The 23,687-nt window shown below is 66.3% G+C and carries 22 protein-coding genes; 10 read left to right on the forward strand and 12 right to left on the reverse strand.

The window, feature by feature from the left end:
* Positions 1–17: 17 nt before the first annotated feature.
* Genes waaF through MF6396_RS15755 form a run of 7 tightly spaced genes read left to right on the forward strand, consistent with a single transcriptional unit; the run spans position 18 to position 6,979 of the window.
* Complete coding sequence (waaF, locus tag MF6396_RS15725) at positions 18–1,067, forward strand: lipopolysaccharide heptosyltransferase II (protein WP_078480846.1); 1,050 nt, start codon at positions 18–20, stop codon at positions 1,065–1,067.
* A gap of 1 nt (position 1,068) precedes the next feature.
* Positions 1,069–2,127 (forward strand): lipopolysaccharide heptosyltransferase I, encoded by a 1,059-nt coding sequence (gene waaC, locus MF6396_RS15730; RefSeq protein ID WP_078480848.1) that lies wholly within the window; start codon positions 1,069–1,071, stop codon positions 2,125–2,127.
* Positions 2,127–3,251, forward strand: coding sequence for a glycosyltransferase family 4 protein (locus MF6396_RS15735; RefSeq protein ID WP_078480849.1), 1,125 nt, complete (start codon positions 2,127–2,129; stop codon positions 3,249–3,251). The genes waaC and MF6396_RS15735 overlap by 1 nt, the downstream gene beginning before the upstream one ends.
* Positions 3,248–4,054 (forward strand): lipopolysaccharide core heptose(I) kinase RfaP, encoded by an 807-nt coding sequence (gene rfaP / locus MF6396_RS15740; RefSeq protein ID WP_043863660.1) that lies wholly within the window; start codon positions 3,248–3,250, stop codon positions 4,052–4,054. Before MF6396_RS15735 ends, rfaP begins: the two co-directional genes overlap by 4 nt.
* Positions 4,054–4,788, forward strand: a complete 735-nt coding sequence (locus MF6396_RS15745; protein WP_078480851.1) for a lipopolysaccharide kinase InaA family protein — start codon at positions 4,054–4,056, stop codon at positions 4,786–4,788. Before rfaP ends, MF6396_RS15745 begins: the two co-directional genes overlap by 1 nt.
* On the forward strand, positions 4,785–5,537 hold the full coding sequence (locus tag MF6396_RS15750) for a lipopolysaccharide kinase InaA family protein (RefSeq protein WP_054915989.1): 753 nt from the start codon (positions 4,785–4,787) through the stop codon (positions 5,535–5,537). Before MF6396_RS15745 ends, MF6396_RS15750 begins: the two co-directional genes overlap by 4 nt.
* A complete protein-coding gene (locus MF6396_RS15755) occupies positions 5,537–6,979 on the forward strand; it encodes a lipopolysaccharide kinase InaA family protein (protein ID WP_043863663.1) in 1,443 nt (480 codons plus the stop codon). Before MF6396_RS15750 ends, MF6396_RS15755 begins: the two co-directional genes overlap by 1 nt.
* A 75-nt stretch (positions 6,980–7,054) precedes the next feature.
* On the opposite strand, the gene MF6396_RS15760 is transcribed toward MF6396_RS15755, so the two are convergent.
* The 7 genes from MF6396_RS15760 to MF6396_RS15790 all read right to left on the reverse strand — a co-directional run bounded on the left by MF6396_RS15760 (position 7,055) and on the right by MF6396_RS15790 (position 15,163).
* Positions 7,055–7,234 (reverse strand): hypothetical protein, encoded by a 180-nt coding sequence (locus MF6396_RS15760; RefSeq protein ID WP_043863664.1) that lies wholly within the window; start codon positions 7,232–7,234, stop codon positions 7,055–7,057.
* A complete protein-coding gene (locus MF6396_RS15765; protein ID WP_078480853.1) occupies positions 7,224–8,327 on the reverse strand; it encodes a PepSY-associated TM helix domain-containing protein in 1,104 nt (367 codons plus the stop codon). Before MF6396_RS15765 ends, MF6396_RS15760 begins: the two co-directional genes overlap by 11 nt.
* An 8-nt stretch (positions 8,328–8,335) precedes the next feature.
* Entirely contained in the window at positions 8,336–10,771 is a 2,436-nt protein-coding gene (locus MF6396_RS15770; protein WP_078480854.1) for a TonB-dependent siderophore receptor, read from the reverse strand.
* Positions 10,772–10,915: 144 nt separating this feature from the next.
* Entirely contained in the window at positions 10,916–11,884 is a 969-nt protein-coding gene (locus MF6396_RS15775; protein ID WP_054915985.1) for a FecR domain-containing protein, read from the reverse strand.
* Positions 11,881–12,399: an RNA polymerase sigma factor gene (locus MF6396_RS15780; RefSeq protein ID WP_043863668.1), complete on the reverse strand. Its 519-nt coding sequence runs from the start codon at positions 12,397–12,399 to the stop codon at positions 11,881–11,883. The genes MF6396_RS15775 and MF6396_RS15780 overlap by 4 nt, the downstream gene beginning before the upstream one ends.
* 108 nt (positions 12,400–12,507) lie before the next feature.
* Positions 12,508–13,218: a 3'-5' exonuclease gene (locus MF6396_RS15785; RefSeq protein WP_043863669.1), complete on the reverse strand. Its 711-nt coding sequence runs from the start codon at positions 13,216–13,218 to the stop codon at positions 12,508–12,510.
* A 10-nt stretch (positions 13,219–13,228) separates the two neighbouring features.
* Positions 13,229–15,163 (reverse strand): DUF294 nucleotidyltransferase-like domain-containing protein, encoded by a 1,935-nt coding sequence (locus MF6396_RS15790; protein ID WP_043863670.1) that lies wholly within the window; start codon positions 15,161–15,163, stop codon positions 13,229–13,231.
* A gap of 202 nt (positions 15,164–15,365) precedes the next feature.
* Between MF6396_RS15790 and MF6396_RS15795 the strand changes: the two genes are divergently transcribed.
* On the forward strand, positions 15,366–15,818 hold the full coding sequence (locus MF6396_RS15795; RefSeq protein ID WP_054915983.1) for a response regulator: 453 nt from the start codon (positions 15,366–15,368) through the stop codon (positions 15,816–15,818).
* A 54-nt stretch (positions 15,819–15,872) separates the two neighbouring features.
* On the opposite strand, the gene MF6396_RS15800 is transcribed toward MF6396_RS15795, so the two are convergent.
* Entirely contained in the window at positions 15,873–18,050 is a 2,178-nt protein-coding gene (locus MF6396_RS15800; protein ID WP_043863672.1) for a malate synthase G, read from the reverse strand.
* Positions 18,051–18,352: 302 nt separating this feature from the next.
* Between MF6396_RS15800 and MF6396_RS15805 the strand changes: the two genes are divergently transcribed.
* Complete coding sequence (locus MF6396_RS15805; protein ID WP_058541817.1) at positions 18,353–18,877, forward strand: glycine cleavage system protein R; 525 nt, start codon at positions 18,353–18,355, stop codon at positions 18,875–18,877.
* 15 nt (positions 18,878–18,892) lie between these two features.
* Here the strand turns inward: MF6396_RS15805 and rarD are convergent, their stop codons facing one another.
* From rarD to MF6396_RS15825, 4 genes are all read right to left on the reverse strand, one after another.
* Positions 18,893–19,780, reverse strand: coding sequence for an EamA family transporter RarD (gene rarD / locus MF6396_RS15810; protein WP_054915981.1), 888 nt, complete (start codon positions 19,778–19,780; stop codon positions 18,893–18,895).
* Between the two features lie 63 nt (positions 19,781–19,843).
* Positions 19,844–20,818: a serine/threonine protein kinase gene (locus tag MF6396_RS15815; protein WP_078480856.1), complete on the reverse strand. Its 975-nt coding sequence runs from the start codon at positions 20,816–20,818 to the stop codon at positions 19,844–19,846.
* Positions 20,819–20,984: 166 nt separating this feature from the next.
* Positions 20,985–21,740 carry a TOBE domain-containing protein gene (locus MF6396_RS15820; RefSeq protein ID WP_043863676.1) on the reverse strand — a complete coding sequence of 252 codons (756 nt, stop codon included), beginning with the start codon at positions 21,738–21,740 and terminating at the stop codon, positions 20,985–20,987.
* A gap of 59 nt (positions 21,741–21,799) precedes the next feature.
* On the reverse strand, positions 21,800–22,537 hold the full coding sequence (locus MF6396_RS15825; RefSeq protein WP_078480857.1) for a ComF family protein: 738 nt from the start codon (positions 22,535–22,537) through the stop codon (positions 21,800–21,802).
* A gap of 89 nt (positions 22,538–22,626) precedes the next feature.
* Between MF6396_RS15825 and bioB the strand changes: the two genes are divergently transcribed.
* Positions 22,627–23,685: a biotin synthase BioB gene (bioB, locus tag MF6396_RS15830; protein WP_043863678.1), complete on the forward strand. Its 1,059-nt coding sequence runs from the start codon at positions 22,627–22,629 to the stop codon at positions 23,683–23,685.
* The last annotated feature ends 2 nt before the right edge of the window (positions 23,686–23,687 follow it).

Consider the following 23,687-nt stretch of genomic DNA (forward strand, 5'->3'; position numbering starts at 1 on the left):
TCGTTTCTGGATAAAGCATGAGAATTTTGATCATTGGGCCCAGTTGGGTGGGCGACATGGTAATGGCGCAGACGCTGTTCCATGTGCTGAAGCAGCGTCACCCCGCGTGCGTGATCGATGTGCTGGCACCCGAATGGAGCCGCCCGATCCTCGAGCGCATGCCCGAAGTGCGCCAGGCCTTGAGCTTCCCGCTCGGCCACGGCGCGCTGGAACTGGCCACGCGCCGGCGCATCGGCAAGTCGCTGGCCGGTCAGTACGACCAGGCGATCCTGCTGCCCAATTCGCTCAAGTCTGCGCTGGTGCCGTTCTTTGCCGGTATCGCGCAGCGCACCGGCTGGCGTGGCGAGCTGCGCTACGGCCTGCTCAACGATGTGCGCACCCTCGACAAGGCGCGCTACCCGCTGATGATCGAGCGCTTCATGGCCCTGGGCTACCCCGCCGGTGCCGAGCTGCCCAAACCCTACCCGCGCCCCAGCCTGCAGATCGAGACCGCCAGCCGCGATGCGGCGCTGGCCAAGTTCGGCCTGAGCCTGGACCGCCCGGTGCTGGCGCTGTGCCCCGGCGCCGAGTTCGGCGAGGCCAAGCGCTGGCCCTCGGAGCATTACGCCAAGGTCGCGGAAATCAAGATTCGCGAAGGCTGGCAGGTGTGGCTGTTCGGCTCCAAAAACGACCATGCGGTGGGTGAATCGATCCGCGAGTGGCTGATCCCGGGCCTGCGTGAAGAGTCGGCGAACCTCAGCGGCGAGACCTCGCTCGCCGAGGCGATCGACCTGCTGTCGTGCAGCGATGCGGTGGTGTCCAACGATTCGGGGCTGATGCACGTGGCTGCAGCGCTCAATCGCCCGCTGGTGGCGGTGTACGGGTCGACCTCGCCGGGCTTCACCCCACCGTTGGCCGACCAGGTCGAGGTGGTGCGCCTGGGGCTGGAATGCAGCCCGTGCTTCGACCGCACCTGCCGCTTCGGCCACTACAATTGCCTGCGTCTGCTGGAACCGGAGGCGGTGGCCTCGGCGTTGCAGCGGCTCAACGGTCCGTCGCTGGTCGACGTCACGGTCGAGGTCGATTAAGTTGCGGGTACTGCTGATCAAGACCTCCTCGCTGGGGGATGTCATCCACGCGCTGCCGGCACTGACCGACGCGGCGCACGCCATTCCCGGCATCCGCTTCGACTGGGTGGTCGAGGAAGGCTTCGCCGAAATCCCCACCTGGCACCCTGCGGTCGATCACGTGATCCCGGTGGCCATCCGTCGCTGGCGCAAGAACCTCTGGCAAACCTTGAAGAACGGCGAATGGCGCCAGTTCAAGAAGCGCCTGCGCGAGCGCAAGTACGACCTGGTGATCGACGCCCAGGGCCTGGTGAAAAGCGCCTGGCTGACCCGCTACGTCAAGGCGCCGGTGGCCGGGCTGGACCGCTACTCGGCACGCGAGGGGCTGGCCAGCCGCTTCTACGACCGGCGCCTGTCGGTGGCCCGCGGGCAGCATGCGGTGGAGCGGGTGCGCCAGCTGTTCGCCCTGGCGCTGGGCTACGACCTGCCCTCGGGGCTGGGTGACTACGGCCTGGATCGCTCGCGCCTGGAAGAGATACCCACCAAGCCCTACGTGGTGTTCCTGCATGGCACCACCTGGGACACCAAGCACTGGCCCGAACTGTACTGGCGCCAGTTGGCCGAACGCCTGGGGCGTACCGGCCTGCATATCTGCCTGCCATGGGGCAACCCGGCCGAAAAGGCCCGCGCCGAGCGCATCGCCCAGGGCCTGAAGAACGCCCAGGTGCTGCCCAGGCTGAACCTGGCCGGGGTCGCCCGGGTGCTGGCTGCCGCCAAGGCCTGCGTGGCCGTCGACACCGGCCTTGGGCACCTGGCGGCGGCACTCGATGTGCCTACCCTGTCGCTGTTCGGCCCTACCAACCCGGGCCTGACCGGGGCCTACGGCAAGGCCCAGGTGCACCTGGGCAGTGACTTCCCCTGCGCCCCGTGCCTGCAGAAGAAGTGCACCTACAAGCCGAGCGCCGACGACCGGCGCCGGTTCGATCTCAAACGCGAGTGGCCGCTGTGCTTCACTCGCCTGAACCCCGAGCGTGTGGCGAGCCAGTTGAGCGCGTTGCTGCGGGCAGAGGATGTGCGTTGATGCAACTGGCCTTTGTGCTCTACAAGTATTTCCCCTTCGGCGGCCTGCAGCGTGACTTCATGCGCATCGCCCTGGAGTGCCAGCGCCGTGGCCACCAGATCCGGGTGTATGCCCTGATCTGGGAGGGCGACGTGCCCGAGGGCTTCGAAGTGCTGGTGGCGCCGGTCAAGGCGCTGTTCAACCATCGGCGCAACGAGAAGCTCACCGACTGGATGCAGGCCGACCTGGCCAGGCGCCCGGTCGACCGCCTGATCGGCTTCAACAAGATGCCGGGGCTGGACGTGTACTACGCCGCCGACGGCTGCTTCGAGGACAAGGCGCAGAACCTGCGCCACTCGCTGTACCGCCGCTGGGGCCGCTACCGCCACTTTGCCGAGTACGAGCGTGCGGTGTTCGGCAAGGACGCCAAGACCCAGATCCTGATGATCTCCGAGGTCCAGCAGCCGCTGTTCGTCAAGCACTACGGCACCCCCGCCGAGCGCTTCCACCTGCTGCCCCCGGGCATCAGCCAGGACCGCCGGGCGCCGGCCAATGCCGCCGAGATCCGCGCCGAGTTTCGCCGCGAGTTCAACCTGGCGGACGACGAGCGCCTGCTGGTGCAGATCGGCTCGGGCTTCAAGACCAAGGGCGTGGACCGCAGCCTCAAGGCGCTGGCCGCCTTGCCCAACAGCCTGCGCAAGCGCACCCGGCTGATGGTCATCGGCCAGGACGACCCCAAGGTGTTCCAGCTGCAGAGCGCGACCCTGGGGCTGACCGAGCAGGTGCAGTTCCACAAGGGCCGCAGCGATATCCCGCGCTTTCTGCTCGGGGCCGACGCACTGATCCACCCGGCCTACAACGAGAACACCGGCACCGTGCTGCTCGAAGCCGTGGTGGCCGGGTTGCCGGTACTGGTTTCGGCAGTGTGCGGCTATGCCCATTACATCGCTGAGGCCGATGCCGGCCTGGTGCTCGACGAGCCGTTCGAGCAGGAGCAACTCAACCGCTACCTGCAACGTATGCTCGAAGACGATGCGGCGCGTGCCGACTGGGGCCGCAACGGCCTGGCATTCGCCGACACCGCCGACCTGTACAGCATGCCGCAGCATGCGGCCGACGTGATCCTGGCGCAGGAGCGCGCATGAAACTGATACTGGCTGAACCCTTCAAGCGCCTGTGGGCCGGGCGCGATGCCTTCGACGCCGTCGAGGCCCTGCAAGGCGAGGTGTACCGCGAGCTGGAAGGCCGGCGCACGCTGCGCACCGAGGTCGAGGGCAACGGTTATTTCGTCAAGATCCACCGCGGCATCGGCTGGGGCGAGATCTTCAAGAACCTGTTCACCGCCAAGCTGCCGGTGCTCGGTGCCGGCCAGGAATGGCAGGCCATCCAGCGCCTGCACCAAGTCGGGGTGCCGACCATGACCGCGGTGGCCTACGGCGAACGCGGCAGCAACCCGGCGACCCAGCATTCGTTCATCGTCACCGAGGAGCTGGCGCCCACCGTCAGCCTCGAGGACTTCAGCCTCGACTGGGTCAGGACGCCGCCGGCGCCGCGTCTCAAGCGCGCGCTGATCGCCGAGGTGGCGCGCATGACCGGCATGATGCACCGCGCCGGGGTCAACCACCGCGACTGCTACATCTGCCACTTTCTGCTGCACACCGACCGCCCGGTAACCCCGGACGACTTCAGGCTGTCGGTGATCGACCTGCACCGGGCCCAGACCCGCGCCAGCATTTCCCGACGCTGGCGCGACAAGGACCTGGCCGCGCTGTACTTCTCGGCGCTGGACATCGGCCTGACCCGACGCGACAAGCTGCGCTTTCTGCGCGGCTACTTCCAGCAGCCGCTGCGCCAGATCCTGGCCGAGCACGCCACCTTGCTGCGCTGGCTGGAGGGCAAGGCAAACAAGCTCTACGAGCGTAAACAACGGTATGGGGACGCGCTCTGATGGCGGGTTGGACACTGGAGCCGGCCTACTCGGCCCTGGCACAGGATTTCGGCAGCATCGATGCGGTGTTCGCGCTCAAGGGCGAACGCCTCACCCACGACCCGCTCAGCGAAGTGATTCGCGTGGAGCGCGGCGGGGTGAACTACTACGTCAAGCGCTACACCGGCGCCGGCAAGGGCCTGCGCCGCTACCTGGGGCGCCCGCGGATCAAGGCCGAGTGGCAGAACCTCAAGCAGTTCGCCAAGTGGGACATCCCCACCGCCGAGGTGGTGGCCTGCGGCCTGGAACGGCGCGGCTTCGCCTTCCACCGGGGCGCCATGATCACGCGCGAGCTGCCGCGCACCGAGGACCTCTCGGCGCTGGCCAAGCGCAACGATCCGCGCCTGGCAGATGCCGGCTGGGTCGACCATGTCAGCCGACAGCTGGCCCGCCACACGCGGGTGATGCACGACCATCACTTCACCCACAACGACCTCAAGTGGCGCAACCTGCTGGTCGATGACAAGGGCATGCTGTTCTTCATCGACTGCCCGACCGGTGCGTTCTGGGTCGGCTTCATGCTGCGCTATCGCATCACCAAGGACCTCGCCTGCCTGGACAAGGTGGCCAAGTATCACCTGTCGGCCACCCAGCGCCTGCGGTTCTACCTGCAATATCGCCGTCGCGATCGCCTGAACGCGTCGGACAAGCGCCGCGTGCGGCACGTCGTGACGTTTTTCGAGGGGCGCGAATGAGTGATTTCCTGGCCAGTGCCGAAGCTGCACTGCTTGAACGCCACGGCCTGAACAGCTTCGAGGCGCTGTGGGCGCTGCAGCTGGACGCCGTGGACGAGCCCAACACCGGGCGCGGCGGCTGGAGCCGCGTGTACCGCCTGGAGCTGGAGGGCAAAGGGTTCTACCTCAAGCGCCAGAGCGACTACCTCACGCGCACCCTGCACAGCCCCTTCGGCGAGCCGACCTTCGCCCGCGAGTTTCGCAACATCAAGCGCTACCAGAAGCTGCAGATCCCGGCCTTGCAGGCGGTGTTCTACGCCGAGCGCCGGGTCGACGGCGAGCGCCGCGCGATCCTGATGACCCGTGCGCTGGATGACTGGAGCGATCTTGACCACCTGCTCGGGCAGTGGCCGCAACTGGCCCTGGAGCAGCGCCAGGGCATCCTGCGCGCCTGTGGCGAACTGGCCCGCACGGTGCACGCGGCGGGGCAGGTGCATGGCTGCTTCTACCCCAAGCACATCTTTTTGCGCGAGCGCAGCGAAGGCTGGCAGGCGCAGTTGATCGACCTGGAGAAAACCCGGCCGCTGCTGCTGGGCCAGCGTGATCGCCTCAAGGACCTGGAGCCGCTGCTGCGTCGTGCTGGCGCATGGAGCGAGAGCGATGTACGGCTGATGCTGGCCGCCTACCTGGAGCAACCGGCCGACAGTACGCTGGTGGATACCTGGCTGCAGCGCCTGCTGCATCGCCGTCGTGAAAAAGAGGCCCGCTGATGCGTTTGTCTGAACTCAAGGACGCCGGGCGCAGCCCGCAACTGCCATTGAGCATTGCCCTGGCCGACGCCGCCGGGCCGGCCGAGCTGCAACTGCTCAGCCTGCTGCGGGTGCTGCCGGGGCAGCGGTATGTCGGTGCCGGGATCTGGCGTGGCAAGCCGGTGCTGGCCAAGCTGCTGGTGGGCAGCAGCGCCGCCCGCCACTTTCAGCGCGAACTGGACGGTGCGCGCCTGCTGGCCAGCCAGGGGCTGACCACGCCGTTGCTGCTGGCCGACGGCCTGCGTGAAGGCGAGGGCGGCTGGCTGCTGTTCGAATTTCTTGAGCACGCCCACAGCCTGGCGGATGCCTGGGCGGCGGTCGAGGGCCTGCCGGTGCTTGCCGATGCCCAGCAGGAAGTGCTGGGCGAAGCCCTGCGCGCCGTGGCGCAGATGCATGCCAAGGGCCTGTGGCAGGCCGACCTGCACCTGGACAACCTGCTGCGCCATGGCGGGGAGCTGTACCTGATCGATGGCGCGGGGGTGAAGGCCGAAACCCCGGGCCAGCCGCTGTCGCGTCAGCAGGTGCTGCAGAACCTGGGGGTGTTCTTTGCGCAGTTGCCCAAGCGCCTGGAGCCCTTCGTCGAGGAACTGCTGGTGCACTACGTGCTGGTCAACGGCGAGCATGCGCTGCCGCTGGAAGCCTTGCAGAAGCAGATCGACAAGGTGCGCAGCTGGCGTCTGAAGGACTACCTGGACAAGGCCGGTCGCGAGTGCACGCTGTTCAGCGTGCAGCGCGGGGCCTCGGGCCTGCGCGCGATCCGTCGATCGGAGGTGGCGGCCATGCTGCCGGTGCTGGAGCAGGCCGACGCGCTGATCGACCAGGGCCACCTGTACAAGACTGGCGGCGCGGCGAGCGTGGCACGGGTCGAGGCGGGCGGTCGCAGCCTGGTGCTCAAGCGCTACAACATCAAGAACACCGCCCACTGGTTCAAGCGCTTCTGGCGCCCCAGCCGGGCCTGGCATTCGTGGATCGAAGGGCATCGCCTGGAGTTCCTCGGCATCGCCACGCCCAGGCCGCTGGCAGTGCTGGAGCAGCGCGTGCTGGGGCTGCGCAGCCGTGCGTACCTGGTGACCGAGTATGCCGACGGGCCAGACCTGATCGAGAGCTTTGCGCCCTACGTCGACAGCGCCGAGGTGCCAGAGGAGCAACTGCAAGCGCTGCAGACCCTGTTGCAGCAGCTGATGGGCGAACGCATCAGCCACGGCGACCTTAAGGGCCACAACCTGTTCTGGCAGGACGGTCAATGGTCGCTGATCGACCTTGATGCGATGTGCCAGCACGCCACCCAGCTCAGTTTCGCCAAGGCCTTCGCCCGTGACCGGGCGCGGTTGTTGCGCAACTGGCCGGCGGACAGTGCGTTGCACCAGCGGCTGGATGAGTGCCTGCCGAAACTGGCTGACTGACCTGCGCCTTCGCCGACAAGGCCGGCTCCTGCAGACGACGTGAAACCTTGCAGGCGCCGGCCTTGCCGACCAAGACTATCGCGCGGCCGGCCAAAAACCTCGCAGGCTGTACCCCACCGGCAGGGCCAGCCCCACCCACGCCAGCACATCCCACGGGCCATCCCCCAGCAGCGCCGCGAACAGCCCCACTGCGCCCAGCAGGGCAATCAGGCCCGGCATGCCGAACACCTTCCAGAACCTCGATTCACGCTTCATCACGTCGCCTGCGTACCCACCACAAATACACGCCGCTGCCGAGCACGATGATCGTCAGCACATCCAGCAGCGCCCATAGAATCTGCATCGGCCGGCCGCCGTAGTCGCCAAAGTGCAGCGGCTGCGACAGGCCCATCGCGTCCATGTACCACGGCCGCTCGCCAATCGCCGTCACCTGCAAGGTGCTGGCATCGATCAGTACCGGGGTCAGCAGGTGAGCGGTCAGGTGGGTGCTGCCCTTCATGAACACCGCATAGTGGTGCTCGCTGGAAAAGCGCGTGCCGGGGAAGGCGATGAAGTCCGGCTGCATGCCCGGCGCCGCCTCGGCGGCAATGTCCAGCAGACGGCTGGCCGGGGCCAGTGCGGTCAGCGGCGGTGCATCGCGGTACGGTGCGATCATCGCGCTGAGGCTGTCGTTGCGCCAGGCGGCGATGACCAGGTCGGACAGCGCGCTGATCACCCCGGTCACGCCCACCACCAGCGCCCAGGTCAGGGTCACGATGCCGATCAGGTTGTGCAGGTCGAGCCAGCGCAGGCGCCGCGATTTGTCGTGGCGTACCGTGGCGAACTTCAGCCTGCGCATGAATGGCGCGTACAGCACCCCCCCGGAGATGATCGCCACCACGAACAGCAGGCCCATGAAGGCCAGCAGCAGCTTGCCCGGCAAGCCGGCGAACATGTCCACATGCAGGCGCAGCATGGTCAGCATGAAGCCGCCGTTGGCCGAGGGCATCTCCACCACCTCGCCAGTACGCCCGTCGAGCATGAAGGTGTGCGACGAGTTGGGCTCGGTACCGGCGGTGGCGGCCATGATCGCGATCACGCCGTTGCTGTCGTCCTCGTCCCAGCCGAAGTACTGCATCACCTCGCCCGGGCGATGGGCCTGGGCCTTGAGCACCAGGGCCTGCAGGTCGAGTCTGGGTGTGTCGGCCGGCATTACCTTGAGCTCGGGCGCATCGCCCAGCAGGTGGTCGATCTCGTGGTGGAAGATCAGCGGCAGCCCGGTCAGTGCCAGCAACAGCAGAAACAGCGTGCACACCAGGCTGCTCCAGGTATGCACCCACGACCAGCGACGTATGGTTTGGCTCTTCATCGTTGGCCCTAGAACGTGTAGTTCACGCTGGCGACCACGTTGCGCTGGTCGCCGTAGTAGCACCAGAACCCGTCGCAGTTGGCCAGGTAGTCCTTGTTGAACAGGTTCTTGGCTTCCACCGCCACGCTCAGCCCCTTCATGCTGCTGTCCAGGCGACCCAGGTCGTAGTGCACGGCAGCGTCGTACACGGTGTAGGAGCCTACATGCGCCACCTCGGTGTTGGCGGTGTTGCCGTAGGTATCGCCGACATAGCGAACCCCGGCGCCCATGCCGAAGCCGTCCAGCGGGCCGGCGTGCCAGGTGTAGTCGGCCCACAGGGTGGCCTGGTTGCGCGGGATCAGCGCCATGCGGTTGCCGACTTCGCCAGGCACGCCCTTGCGGATCTCGGTATCGGTGTAGGTGTAGGAGCCGACCAGTTTGAGGTTGTCGGTGATGGCGCTGGTGGCTTCCAGCTCGATGCCGCGCACCTGCAATTCACCGACACTGCGAGAGATGCTGCCTTCGGTGACCTTCACGTTGCTCTGGCGCAGGTCGTAGGCGGCTGCGGTCAGCAGGGTGTTGCTGCCCACCGGCTGGAACTTGACGCCCACTTCGTACTGGCGGCCTTCGGTGGGCTTGAACGACTGTGCTGCATCAACGTTGGCGCCGGTGGTCGGCTGGAACGACTCGGTGTAGGACAGGTACGGGGTGAGGCCGTTGTCGAACACGTAGCTCAGGCCCACGTTGCCGGTGAAGGCCTTGTCGCGCTGGGTGCTGGTGGCGTCGCCCTTGTTGTGGAAGGTGGTGCCGGTGTGAATCCAGTCCTCACGCCCGCCCAGGGTCAGGCGCCAGTTGTCCAGGGCGATCTGGTCCTGCACGTAGACGCCGGTCTGGCGGGTTTGCTGGCCGTAGTCCTGCAGCGCGAAATAGTTCACGTTGGACATGTCGGCGCCATACACCGGCCGGATCACGCTGATTGGCGGCACGTTGATGCCGCTGATGTTGCCGTTGGCGTCGTAGTTGTACGAGCCGCCATACAGCCACTGGTAGTTGGTGTTGGAGCGCTGATGGTCCAGGCCCAGCAGCAGGGTGTGCTCCAGCGCGCCGGTGCTGAAGTTGGCCTGCAGGTTGTTGTCGACAGCGAACTGGCTGATGTCTTCGTTGACGATCCCGGCCTCGCGGTTGACCGTGCCGTCGGGTTCGACGGTATTGAAGGTGGCCACGTTGACCGCGCGAAACGACAGGTCGCTCTTGGTGTAGCGCAGGTTCTGGCGCAGCTGCCATACGTCGTCGAGGCGGTGCTCGAAGGCGTAGCCCAGGGCGTAGTAGGTGCGGTCGTAGAAGTCCCAGCCCGGCTCACCGAGGTTCTTGTGATGGGAAATCTTCGCCCCGGCAGGCGAGGCCAGCCGGGTGCCCTGCAAGGGCAGGAACTGCCCGGTGATGCCGGTATCGTCGCGGGTGAACTGCGAGATGAAGGTCAGGCTGGTGTCGTCGTCGACGTTCCAGGTCAGGCTGGGGGCGAGGTTGTAGCGCTTGTCGGGAATATGGTCGACCGGTGCGTTGCTGTCGCGTACCACGCCGCTGACGCGGTACAGAAACTGGCCGGCGTCGTCGATCTTGCCGGTGCTGTCGAAGTTGATCTGCCGGTGTTCGTTGCTGCCGACCTGGGCTTCGATCTGGTGCGCGCTTTCGGCCTGCGGGCGTCGGCTGAGCATGTCGAGCATGCCGCCGGGCGGGGTCTGGCCATACACCGAAGAGGCCGGGCCGCGCAGTACGGTGATGCGTTCCAGGTTCCAGGGTTCGACCTTGGGGTTGGCGAACGAACCCTTGGGCAGCGGCAGGCCGTCGAGAAACTGGGTGGGGTCGAAGCCGCGCACGCGCAGCCAGTCGGCGCGCGAGTCCGAGCCATAGCCGCTGCTTTGCACGCCCGCGGTGTAACGCAGCGCGTCGTTGAGGTTGAGCACCTGGCGCTGGTCGAGCTGTTCGCGGGTGATCACCGACATCGAGCGTGGCGCCTCGACGATCGGAGTGTCGGTCTTGGTGCCGGCGGCGGTGCGGGTGGCGACGTAGCCGGTGGCCGGGCCCCAGGCGCTCTCGTAGTCGCCGGCGGCGTTGATGCTGGTTTCCGGCAGGGCCAGGCTGCCTTCGGGGGCGGCGATCAGGCTGTAGGTGCCGGCGCTGCTCTGCTGCAGTTGCAGGCCGGTGCCGCGCAGGGCGGCCTGCAGGGCGCCGAGGCCGTCGTACTGGCCGCTGACCGGCGCCGAGGTGCGTCCGCTGGCCAGGCTCGGGTCCAGGGTCAGGGCAATGCCGGCCTGGCTGGCGATCAGGTTGAGGGTGGTCGACAACGGCCCGGCGGGCAGGCTGTAGCTGCGCGCGGCGCTCGATTCGGCGGCGATGGCGGCGGTGCTGGTCAGGGCCAGGGTCAGCAGGCAATGACGCAACAGCTTTTCAAGGGGACGGGACATGCAGCGGTTCCTCGGCGCAATAGTGCTAACTAGCTTCCATGCCGAGTGAAAAGGGAAAAGTGTCAGGGGGTGGGTAAAAAATAATGTTGAGGCCTTCGCCGGCAACGACCGCTCCTGCAGGAGGGCGTTGCAGGCGAAGGCGTTTTACGGGGTCTCGCCCTTGGCCACGATCGTCACCCACCATGGCGTGCGCTTTTGCACCTGCACCGGCAAGGTCGGCAGCAGCGACTGCAGCGCAAGGTCGGTGTCGTGCAGCGGGAAGCTGCCGGTAATGCGCAACCCGGCCACCTCCGGCGACACCCCCAGGTAGCCGCTGCGGTAACGCCCCAGCTCCTGCACCAGCGCATCCAGGCGCACGTTGTCGACCACCAGCATGCCGTGGGTCCAGGCGTCGGCGCCCAGGGCCAGCGGATCGATGCTGCCCAGCTGGTCGTGACTCATCATCACCTGCTGGCCTTCGCGCACGATCTGCTCGTCGCCGCTGTCCTGCGGCTTGGCTGCCACCGCCGACTGCAACACGCTCAGGCGCGTGCCCTGGTCTTCCAGGCGCACCAGGAAGCGTGTGCCCAGTGCGCGCAGGCGCCCGTCGGCCGTGGCGACGATGAACGGACGGTCATCCTTGTGCCCGGTCTCGATGGAAATCTCGCCTTCGCGCAGCACGATCAGGCGCTGCTGGCCATCGAAGCGAACATCCACCGCCGAATGGGTGTTGAGGCTGAGCAGGGTGCCGTCCTCCAGACGCAGGCTGCGCTGCTCGCCGGTGGCCGTGCGCTGGTCGGCCAGCCAGTAGTCCAGGCTCTGGTGGGTACTCAGCCAGCCGAGCAGGCCGCCCACCAGCACGATGCTGGCCAGCCCGCTGCCCAGCTTGCGCACGCGCTGGCGCAGGCCGGCCCGGGTTTCGCCCAGGGCCTTGCGCGCCGGGCCGGCCGCCGCGGCGAAGCGCTGGTTGAGCATGCCCAGCTGCATCCAGGCCCGCGCATGTTCTTCGTCTGCCGCGTGCCAGCGCTCGAAATCGGCACGCTCCTCGGCGCTGCCCGCATCCAGGCACAGCTGCCATGCGATGGCGGCATCGAGCACCTTGGCCGATACCGGCCTGCTACTGAAGCCGTTCATGTCGGCTCGCCGTACAGCGCCACATAGCACTGGCGCATGCCCTGGGCCAGGTACTGGCGCACCCGCGACACCGACACGCCCAGGCGCTCGGCGATCTCGGCATGGCCCATGCCGTCGAGGCGGTTGTACAGGAACGCGGCGCGCGCCTTGCTCGACAGCTTGCCCAGCAGGCGGTCGATGGCCTTGAGGTCTTCGAGGATCAGGTGCTGTTCTTCCGGTGAGGGCTGCTCGGCTTCGGGGATCAGCATCAGTTCGGCGAGGTATGCCTGCTCCAGTGCCGCCCGGCGAAAGTGGTCGAACAGCAGGCCGCGCGCCACCGCGGCCAGGAACGCCCGCGGCTCGCGTGGTGCGGGCAGTTGCTCGCGCCCGAGCAGGCGCACGAAGGTGTCCTGGCTCAGGTCTTCGGCGCGCTCGGCACAGGCGACGTTGCGCCGCAGCCAGCCCAGCAGCCAGCCGCGATGGTCACGGTACAGCGCACCAACCAGCTCACCGTGTGGGCTTTGCACTGACGACAAGGTGTTCCCCGGAATAGATGCGTTAACTAACGAGAATTATTCGCGATTGTGTCAGAGCCGCTGGCACTGTGCAATTAACGCTCATCGGATGACGTATCCGGGGGCTGGTCAGAAGCCGTGGCTGTGTTGCCGTCGCCGGCGCCAGCCTTGCAGGCGATGCTCCAGCAGCAGCGGGCTGTCGATGTGCTGGCGTCGCGCCTGGCTGAACAGGATCAGTGCCAGTTCGGCAGTGACCTGTGCATCGGCGCTGGCGTGGTGGCGTTCACCGGCCTGCAGGCCGAAGTGTGCGGTCCAGTCGTCGAGCCCGGCGTCGCGCAACACCACGTCGGGGTTGAGCAGCGGGGCCAGCTCGGCCACGTCGATGAACGGGTGCTGCAGGCGGTAGCCCAGGCTGTCCTTCAGGGCGCGGCTGAGCATGCGCTGGTCGAAGCCGGCGTGGAACGCCAGCAGCGGGCTGTCGCCGATGAACGCCATGAGGTCGAGCAGTGCATCGGCCGGCACGCAGCCGGCGGCAATCGCACTGGGCCCCAGGCCATGGATCAGCACGCTGGGGCCCGGCTTGTGGTCATGCCGGTGCAGGGTGCGCTCGAACTGCTGGCTGAAGTCGATGGCGCCGTCCTCGATCACCACCGCGCCAATCGACAGCACCTGGTCGCGGTTCAGGTTCAGGCCGGTGGTTTCCAGGTCCAGCACCACCCAGCGCTGGGCGCGCAGGGTGTGGTCCTGCAGCGGGGCTGGGCCGGGCAGTTGGGCCAGACGCTGCTGCTGGGCGGCGTCCAGTGCGGGTTGGCTGGGGCGCAGCCAGGCGAACAGGCTCATGACAGGTCGCTCATAGTTGGTAGCGCAGGGCCAGGCTGCTTTGCAGACGCTGGGCCTGGCGCAGCGATTCGCGCAGGATGCGCCGGTCCAGGTCGTTGAGGCTGTCGGGGTCGACGCGGTTGGAGTAGGGCAGGTTCTGGCGGGTCTGCAACTGGTGCTGCTGCATGCGGGTCTGCTGGATGAAGTGGTAGGCCTCTTCATAGGCGCCGCCATCGAGCGGGTCGATCACTTCCTTGCCTACCAGCTGGCGCAGGCGCTCCAGGGTGTTGTTGGCGTGCACGCCATTGGCCAGCGCCAGCAGGCGCGCGCCGTCGACGAAGGGCGTGAGGCCCTGCACCTTGAGGTCGAGGGTGGCGGCCTTATCGTTGCCGCTGCGGGTCAGCACGAACTCGCGAAAGCGCCCCACGGGCGGGCGCTGACGCAGGGCGTTGGCGGCCATCATGCGCTGGAACAGGCGGTTGTCGGCGACCTGGTCGAGGATGCCCTGGCGCAGTTGTTCGCACGCCTGTTCGTCACCCCACACCACGCGCAGGTCGAAATAGATGCTCGAGGCCAGCAGGTTCTCGGGGGTGGCTTCGCGGATGAACGCGGCAAAGCGCCGTGCCCACTCGGCCCTCGACAGACACAGCTCGGGGTTGCCGGCCATGATGTTGCCCTTGCACAGGGTGAAGCCGCACTGCGCCAGGCCCTGGTTGATGTGCTGCGCCAGCGGCAGCAGGCGGGCGCGGATCTCGGCAGCCTGGGCCGCGTCGCGTGCCTCGAACAGGATGCCGTTGTCCTGGTCGGTGTGCAGGGTCTGTTCGCGGCGGCCTTCGCTGCCGAAGCACAGCCAGCTGAACGGCACGCCGGGGTCGCCCTTGTCCTGGATCGCCAGTTCGATCACCCGGCACACGGTGTGGTCGTTGAGCAGGGTGATGATGTGGGTGATCTGGGTGGACGATGCGCCATGGGCGAGCATGCGCTCGACCAGCTGGCCGATCTCGCCGCGCAGCGACACCAGGTTCTCGACCCGCGCGGCGTGACGGATGGTGCGCGCCAGGTGTACCAGGTCGACCCGCTGCAGCGAGAACAGGTCGCGCTCGGAGACCACCCCGCACAGGCGTTGGTCCTGCACCAGGCACACATGGGCGATATGGCGCTCGGTCATCGCGATGGCGGCGTCGAAGGCGCTGGCCTGGGGGCTGAGGTAGAAAGGCGCGGCGGTCATGTGCGCGGCGATCGGCGCGGCGAAGTCGGCACTGGCATCGGCCACCACCTGGCGCAGGTCGCGCAGGGTGAAGATGCCGACCGGTGCGCGCTGCTCGTCGACGATCACGATGCTGCCCACCTGCTGCTCGTGCATCAGGCGTACGGCCTCGCGTACGGGCGTATCTGGGGCGCAGGTGACCGGATGACGCATGGCCAGCTCACCCAGGCGGGTATTGAGCGAATACTGGTTGCCGAGGGTTTCAACTGCGCGGCGCTGGACCTGCTGGTTGACCTGGTCGAGCAGGCTGCTGACACCCCGCAGGGCAAAATCCCGAAACACTTCTGAGAGTGCGAACAGGCGGATGAACGCCGCCTTGTTCAGTTGCAGGCAGAAGGTGTCTTCGGCGGCCAGGTGTTCGGTACGGGTGGCGCGCTCGCCCAGCAGGGCGGCCAGCGGGAAGCACTCGCCTCCGGTGATCTCGAAGGTGGTCTCGGTGCCGGTGGCGGCATGGTTGCGCTCGCCCACCACGCGTCCCTGCTTGACGATGTAGAAGTGCTCGACGGGTCCGTCGGCAGGCTTGATGATGCTCTCACCGCTGGCGTAGAAGCGCAGCTGGCATTGTTCCACCAGGTACGCCAGGTGGGCGTTTTCCATCTGGTTGAAGGGAGGAAAGCGTTGCAGGAACTGCATGGTGCCGTGAATATTCTGCAGTACTGCGGTTTTGCCGGCCTGGTCGAAGGCGTCCATCTTGCTCATGAGCTTTACCGCATCTGTGCGTCGGCGCCGAGGGCCGAGCATTTGTTTTTATCGTGCTGCATGGTCGGCCGCGGGGTGCGCAGTGCCCATTGGACGTTTGTCTAAAGTGGGTAAGCGTCAATTATCCGACGAAAGGCGGGTTGCGGCACATGCGTTTGCGGTCTGAACTTGATTCAACGGATATTTTTACGATGGAACAGCCATGCCCGAAGCCGACGACATACTGAGCGAAGCCGAGCGCAAGGCGCTGGCGAGCGTGACTGCGCGCGGGACCGCGCTGCCCAAGGTGCTGATCGTCGAAGACGACAAAGGGTCGCGCGAAGCGCTGGCGAGTTACTTGAAGGCCCATGGCATTCGTTGCCTTGCCGCAGAAAACACCACGGTGGCGTTCGACTACCTCAAGCGCGAACCCAGAATCGGGCTGCTGATTACCGACCTGCGCATGCAGCCGGTGGGGGGCATCGAGTTCATCGAGCAGATTCGTGAGTCGGACCAGGCCGCGTTGCCGATCATCATCGTGTCGGGCGATGCCAAGGTGCAGGACGCGATTGCGGCAATGCACCTGAGCGTGGTCGACTTTCTGCTCAAGCCGCTCGACCAGGAGAAGCTGGAAAAGCTGGTGAAGCTGGTGAGGCATGAGCTGGGCATCGGCTGAACCCCTTCGCTGGCTTGCCAGCGAAGGGGTGCGTAAGGCAGCGCTGTAACGAGCTTACAGCCCGTTGCGCGCCTTGAACTCGCGACGACGGCGATGCAGTACCGGCTCGGTATAACCGTTCGGCTGCTTCGCACCCTCGATCACCAGCTCGACCGCCGCCTGGAAGGCGATGTTGCTGTCGAAGTCCGGTGCCATCGGGCGGTACAGCGGGTCGTTGGCGTTCTGCTTGTCGACCACCGGCGCCATGCGCTTGAGGCCTTCGATCACCTGCGCCTCGCTGATGATGCCGTGACGCAGCCAGTTGGCCAGCAACTGCGCGGAAATCCGCAGGGTGGCGCGGTCTTCCATCAGGCCCACATCGTTGATGTCCGGCACTTTCGAGCAACCCACGCCCTGGTCGATCCAGCGCACTACATAGCCCAGAATGCCCTGGGCATTGTTGTCCAGTTCGTTGCGGATCTCTTCGTCCGACCAGTTGGTGTCGGTGGCCAGCGGAATGGTCAGGATATCGTCGACCGAGGCCGGCGCACGCTTGGCAAGTTCCGCCTGGCGGGCGAACACGTCGACCTTGTGGTAGTGCAGCGCGTGCAGCGCGGCGGCGGTCGGCGACGGCACCCAGGCGGTGTTGGCACCGGCCAGTGGGTGGGCGATCTTCTGCTCGAGCATGTCGGCCATCAGATCAGGCATGGCCCACATGCCCTTGCCGATCTGCGCGCGGCCCTGCAGGCCGGTGGCAAGGCCCACGTCGACGTTGTTGTTCTCGTAGGCACCGATCCACTTCTGGGTTTTCATGGCGCCCTTGCGCACCACGGCGCCCGCTTCCATGGAGGTGTGGATCTCGTCGCCGGTACGGTCGAGGAAGCCGGTGTTGATGAACACCACGCGCTCGCTGGCGGCCTGGATGCAAGCCTTGAGGTTGACCGTGGTACGGCGCTCCTCGTCCATGATGCCGACCTTCAGGGTGTTGCGCTTGAGGCCCAGCACGTCTTCGACGCGACCGAACAGCTCGTTGGTGAAGGCGGCTTCTTCAGGGCCGTGCATCTTCGGCTTGACGATGTACACCGAGCCGGTACGGCTGTTCTTGCGGGTGGTGTTGCCGTTGAGGTTGTGCACCGCAGCCAGGTTGGTGACCAGCGCATCGAGGATGCCTTCGGGCACTTCGTTGCCATCCTTGTCGAGGATCGCGTCGATGGTCATCAGGTGACCGACGTTGCGCACGAACAGCAGCGAACGGCCATGCAGGCTCAGCGAGCCGCCATTGGGCGCGGTGTACTCGCGGTCCGGGTTCATGGTGCGGGTGAAGGTCTGGCCGGCCTTGCTCACGCTTTCGGCCAGGTCGCCCTTCATCAGGCCCAGCCAGTTGCGGTAGATCACCACCTTGTCGTCGGCATCCACCGCGGCCACGGAGTCTTCGCAGTCCATGATGGTGGTCAGGGCGGCTTCCATCAGCACGTCCTTGACTCCGGCGGCGTCGGTCTGGCCGACCGGGGTGCTGGCATCGATCTGGATCTCGAAGTGCAGGCCGTTGTTTTTCAGCAGCACGGCGACAGGGGCCGTGGCATCGCCCTGGTAGCCGACCAGTTGCGCGTCGTCGCGCAGGCCGCTGTTGCTGCCACCCTTGAGGGTGACCACCAGCTTGCCATCGGCAATGCTGTAGCGGGTGGCATCGACGTGGGAGCCGGCCGCCAGTGGCGCAGACTCGTCGAGGAAGGCGCGGGCGAAGGCGATGACCTTGTCGCCGCGTACCTTGTTGTAGCCCTTGCCCTTCTCGGCGCCACCGGCTTCGCTGATGGCGTCGGTGCCGTACAGCGCGTCGTACAGCGAGCCCCAGCGGGCGTTGGAGGCGTTGAGGGCGAAGCGTGCGTTCATCACCGGCACTACCAGCTGCGGGCCGGCCATGCGAGCGATCTCGTCATCGACATTCTGGGTGGAGGCCTGGAAGTCCGCCGCTTCTGGCAGCAGGTAGCCGATCTCCTGGAGGAAGGCCTTGTAAGCCGGAGCATCGTGGGCCTGGCCCTTGCGCGCCTGGTGCCAGGCGTCGATCTGCGCCTGCAGGGTGTCACGCTTGGCCAGCAGGGCTTTGTTCTTTGGAGCGAGGTCGTTGATGATCTTCTCTGCCCCGATCCAGAACTGCTCGGCGTTGACGCCGGTTCCGGGAATGGCTTCGTTGTTCACGAAGTCGAACAGGACTTTGGCGACCTGAAGGCCACCGACTTGAACGTGTTCAGTCATTGCTTGCCTCACTCTGCTCAGCTATTCAGCTCTTGTTTCAACATTTTTGTAGTGCGCGTCGCGGCATACTACATGAAGCGCTGCGCTTGGGAAAATCAGACTAAATACGCCGTTTTGCGACCATTTGGTCGCAAAACGTCGTTCTGGGAGCGGGCATGTTCTCAAAAATCGAGTGAATTGTTCCAGATAAATCTAAAAACAGTACACGATTTGTTGTTCGAGCCCGCTGCGGCAGGTTGCCGCGCCTTGCCTATACTTGATCGGCGCCCCCGGTATTCGTGGGCTGGAGAGAGGACTGGCGCGTGGATCATCTTGTCTTGACCGTGATTGCCCCTGACCGCGCCGGCCAGGTGGAGCGGGTGGCCGAATGCATCGCCGAGCATAACGGCAACTGGCTGGAGAGTCGCATGTCGCGCATGGCAGGGCAATTCGCCGGCATCCTGCGCGTCGCGGTACCGGCCGAATCCTATGACGAACTGGTGGAGGCGTTGCAGGCGCTGGGCAAGCACGGGATTCGCGTGCTGATCGCCGAAAGCGGCATCGAGCCGTCGTGCACCTGGAAGCCGATCGCGATGGAGCTGGTGGGCAACGATCGCCCCGGCATCGTGCGCGACATCACCCGGCTGCTGGCCGAACAGGGGGTGAACCTGGAGCGCTTCAGTACCGACGTGCGGCCCGCGCCGATGAGCAGCGAGCCGCTGTTTCACGCCGATGCGCTGCTGGCCCTGCCGCTGACGCTGTCGCTGGATGACCTGCAAAAGCGCCTGGAGGCCCTGGCCGACGACCTGATGGTGGAGCTCAAGCTGCGCCCCGAAGAGTCGGCGTAGGGGGTGGCGTAGCGCTCAGGTGCGCCGGCGAATGCTCAGCCAGGCATCCACGCTGTACAGTGCCAGGCCGGCCCAGATGAACATGAACGCCACCAGGGTGCTGCTCGACAGATGTTCGTCGAACAGCAGCACCGCCTGCAGCAGCACCAGGGTCGGCGCCAGGTACTGCAGAAAGCCCAGGGTGGTGTAGGGCAGATGCCGCGCGGCGGCGTTGAAGCACACCAGCGGTATCAGCGTGACGGGCCCGGCGGCGGCCAGCCACAGCGCGTCGCTGGTGCTGTAGAAGCTGGCCTGGGCGCTGTGGGCCATGGGGTTGAGCAGCAGCCAGCCGATCGCCAGCGGTACCAGCATCCAGGTTTCCACCACCAGCCCCGGCAACGCCGCCACCGGCGCCTGCTTGCGGATCAGCCCGTAGAAGCCGAAGCTCAGCGCCAGTACCAGCGACACCCATGGCAGGCTGCCCACCTGCCACACCTGCTGCGCCACCCCCACTGCCGCCAGGCCTACCGCCACCCACTGCAGGCGGCGCAGACGCTCGCCCAGCAGCAACATGCCCAGCAGCACGTTGACCAGCGGGTTGATGTAGTAACCCAGGCTCGCCTCGAGCATGCGCCCGTTGTTCACCGACCACACATAGGTCAGCCAGTTGCCCGCGATCAGCGATCCGCTCAGGGCCAGGATTGCCAGGCGTCGCGGGTTGTCGCGCAGTTCGCGCCACCAGCCCGGGTGCTTCCAGAACAGCAGCAGGATCGAGCCGAACAGGGCCGACCACAGCACCCGATGCACGATGATTTCCACGGCGGGCACGTTCTGCAGGGCTTTGAAATAGATGGGGAACAAGCCCCAGATGATGTAGGCGGTCAGGCCCAGTATGTACCCGCGGCGCGGGTTGGCGGCTTGCATGCTGATTCCTTGCTTAGGCAGCTATCTAAAACCCGGCTATTGTAGACAGACTGGCAGCAGGTTCTAGAACAATTTCAGCGGCTCTTCGGCCAGTGCGGCGGTCTGCTCACGCAGGGCCAGGACCTGGTCGCCCCAGTAGCGTTCGCTGCCAAACCACGGGAAGCTGCGCGGGAACGCCGGGTCGTCCCAGCGGCGCGCCAGCCAGGCGCTGTAGTGCAACTGGCGCAGGGCGCGCAGCGGTTCGATCAGGGCCAGTTCGCGGGGGTCGAAATCATGGAACTCGTTGTAGCCATCCATCAGTTCGGCCAGCTGGCCCAGGCGCTCGTGACGATCGCCGGCGAGCATCATCCACAGGTCCTGCACGGCGGGGCCCATGCGGCAGTCGTCCAGGTCGACGATGTGGAACACCTCGTCGCGGCACATCATGTTGCCGGGGTGGCAGTCGCCGTGCAGGCGGATGCTCTTGTACGGGGTGCGGGCGTAGGCGTCCTCCACGCGCCTGAGCAGGTCGCGGGCCACCGACTCGTAGGCCGGCAGCAGGCTGCGCGGCACGAAGTTGCCTTCGAGCAGGGTGGCGAGGGAGGCGTGACCGAAGTTGGTCACGCCCAGCGCTTCACGGTGTTCGAACGGGCGCGTGGCGCCGACCGCGTGCAGGCGACCGAGCAACTGGCCGAGGCGGTACAGCTGGTCGAGGTTGCCCGGCTCCGGTGCGCGGCCGCCACGGCGCGGGAACAGTGTGAAGCGAAAGCCTGCATGCTCGAACAGGCTCTGGCCGTTGTGCACCAGCGGGGCGACCACGGGGACTTCGCAGTCGGCCAGTTCGGCGGTGAAGGCGTGCTCCTCGAGAATCGCCGCGTTGTTCCAGCGGCCGGGGCGATAGAATTTGGCGATCAGCGGTTCGGCGTCTTCGATGCCCACCTGGTAGACACGGTTCTCGTAGCTGTTGAGTGCCAGAACACGAGCGTCGCTGAGAAAGCCGATGCTTTCGACAGCGTCCAGGACCAGGTCGGGGGTAAGGGTATCGAAGGGGTGTGACATGGGAACTCCTGCAGCGCGACGGGTGGCCGGGCGTATGAGAGCCATGGTACAGCACCCCGGGGACGCTGCATGCCCCATCGCGGGTCAAGCCCGCTCCCACAAGGAAATCGCTGAACCTGTGGGAGCGGGCTTGACCCGCGATGGGCTGTGCTGCAGCCCCAATAATCTAGAGCGGCGTACCCAGCAGCACATACGCCGGCGAGAACCGCACTGCCACTTCACTGCCTACCGCCACCCGGTTGTCCAGCAGCCACTGCGGCTCGGCAAATGCGCACAGCGTCTGGCCGTTGCTCAGGCTCAGGCGCACCTCGGTAGTCCCTTGCGGGTCATCGATCAGTTCCTGTACCACGGCGCTCAACTGGTTGACCTGCGCCGGCCCGGGCATCGCCACCTCCAGCCAGCCGGCCTTGATCAGCGCCACCACCGGCGTGCCCGGTTCCAGCTCCAGACGCAAGGTGCTGTCATGGGTGATCTGTGCCTCGATGCGCAGCCCCCCGGCCAGGGTCAGCTCCACGGTGTCGATGCGGCCCTGCGCGCGAATGGCGCTGACCCGCCCATGCAACTGATTGCGCGCACTGGTGCGCAGCATCAGGCGCCCGAGCAGGTCGAGATCGTCGGAGTCTTCGGCCGCTTCCAGCACCTGCGCCTGCAACAGTTGCAGCTTCTGGTACAGGCGCAACACCCGCTGCCCCTCCAGCGACAGTTTCGCCCCACCGCCGCCGCGCCCGCCCACGCTGCGTTCCACCAGCGGGCTGGCGGCCAGGTTGTTGAGCTCGTCGATGGCATCCCACGCGGCCTTGTAGCTGATGCCGGCGCTCTTGGCCGCCCGGGTGATCGACCCCTGCTCGGCGATGTGGGCAAGCAGGGCGATGCGTTGCGGGCGACGGACGATATGTTGGGTCAACAGGGCAGGCAGGGACATGGGTGGGCACGCAGTCGGGGCAGGGATGGCCCAGAAAGTGCCCGCCGCCCCGGCGCAAGTCAAGCGCCGCCGGGCTTGGGCGTGCGTGCCAGGCAGTATACGTCCACCCGCGTGGCACCCGCCGCCCGCAACAGGCTGGCCAATGCCTGCGCAGTGGCGCCGGTGGTGAGCACATCGTCGACGATCGCCACATGCTGCCCCCTGATCGCCGCCGAATCGGCCAGGGCAAAGGCGTGGCGCAGGTTGCGCTTGCGCGCCTTGGCCGTCAGCCCCTGCTGGGCCGCCGTTTCTTGCGGGCGTTGGAGCAGACGTGGCTCGCAGGCGATCTCCAACTGCCCGGCCAACCACTGGGCAAGCATCGCAGCCTGGTTGAAGCCGCGTTCGCGCAGGCGCCGGCGCGCCAGCGGTACCGGCAACAGCAGGCCGGGCCGCGGCAGGTCTTCGGCAAAGCGGTAGGCAAGCCAGTTGCCCAGCAGTTGCGCCAGCAATCGGCCCAGCGGCCACTGGCGCTGGTGCTTGAAGCGGGTTATCAGTGCATCCACGGGGAAGCCGTAGTGCCAGGGCGCCTCGACCCGGGTGAAGGCGGGTGGGCGGCGGCTGCACTGGCCGCAGGTCAGGCCCCGCATCGGCAAGGGCAGCGCGCAGGTTCGACAGCATTCTTCCAGCCAGGGCAGTTCGGCCTCGCAGGCCACGCAAATGGGGTGTGACTGCTGGGCAGGTTCATCGCACAGCAAACACGTTTGGTTGATATTTAGCCAGTTGTAAACCAGTTGTTTAAGGCGTGGTTGACAGTGCATGGCGCTTCCTTAACTATGCGAGCTATCCGTGATGCGCTGGCGGGCTTTCCTGTCCCGGCGCCAGTACAAGCCTAAACAAGGAAACACCCATGAGCGCCAGCACAACTGCAACGCTTCGTCACGACTGGTCCCTGGCCGAAGTCAAAGCACTGTTCCAGCTACCGTTCAACGACCTGCTGTTTCAGGCGCAGACCGTTCACCGCGCGCATTTCGACGCCAACCGCGTTCAGGTCTCGACCCTGCTGTCGATCAAGACCGGCGCCTGCCCGGAAGATTGCAAATATTGTCCGCAGTCCGGTCACTACAACACCGGCCTGGAAAAACAGAAGCTGATGGAGGTGCAGAAGGTGCTGGAGGAGGCCGCCCGGGCCAAGGCCATCGGCTCCACGCGCTTCTGCATGGGCGCGGCGTGGAAGCACCCGTCGGCCAAGGACATGCCCTACGTGCTGCAGATGGTCAAAGGGGTCAAGGCCCTGGGCCTGGAAACCTGCATGACCCTGGGCAAGCTCGACCAGGAGCAGACCGTGGCCCTGGCCCAGGCCGGCCTGGACTACTACAACCACAACCTGGACACCTCGCCGGAGTTCTACGGCAGCATCATCACCACCCGCACCTACGGCGAGCGCCTGCAGACCCTGGCTTATGTGCGCGATGCCGGGATGAAGATCTGTTCGGGGGGGATCCTGGGCATGGGCGAATCGCTGGACGACCGCGCCGGGCTGCTGATCCAGCTGGCCAACCTCCCGGAGCACCCCGAATCGGTACCGATCAACATGCTGGTGAAGGTGGCGGGCACGCCGCTCGAGAATGCCGAAGACGTCGACCCGTTCGACTTCATCCGCATGCTGGCAGTGGCGCGTATCCTCATGCCGCAGTCCCATGTGCGCCTGTCGGCCGGGCGCGAGGCGATGAACGAACAGATGCAGGCACTGGCCTTCTTCGCCGGGGCCAACTCGATCTTCTACGGCGAGAAGCTGCTGACCACCGCCAACCCGCAGGCCGACAAGGACATGCAACTGTTCGCGCGCCTGGGCATCCAGCCCGAAGCGCGCGAAGAGCACGCCGACGAGGTGCATCAGGCGGCCATCGAGCAGGCGCTGATCGAGCAGAAGAGCAGCGAGCTGTTCTACGACGCCGCCTCCGCCTGAGG

This window comes from Pseudomonas sp. MF6396, assembly GCF_002018915.1.
Taxonomy (GTDB): Bacteria; Pseudomonadota; Gammaproteobacteria; order Pseudomonadales; family Pseudomonadaceae; genus Aquipseudomonas; species Aquipseudomonas palmensis.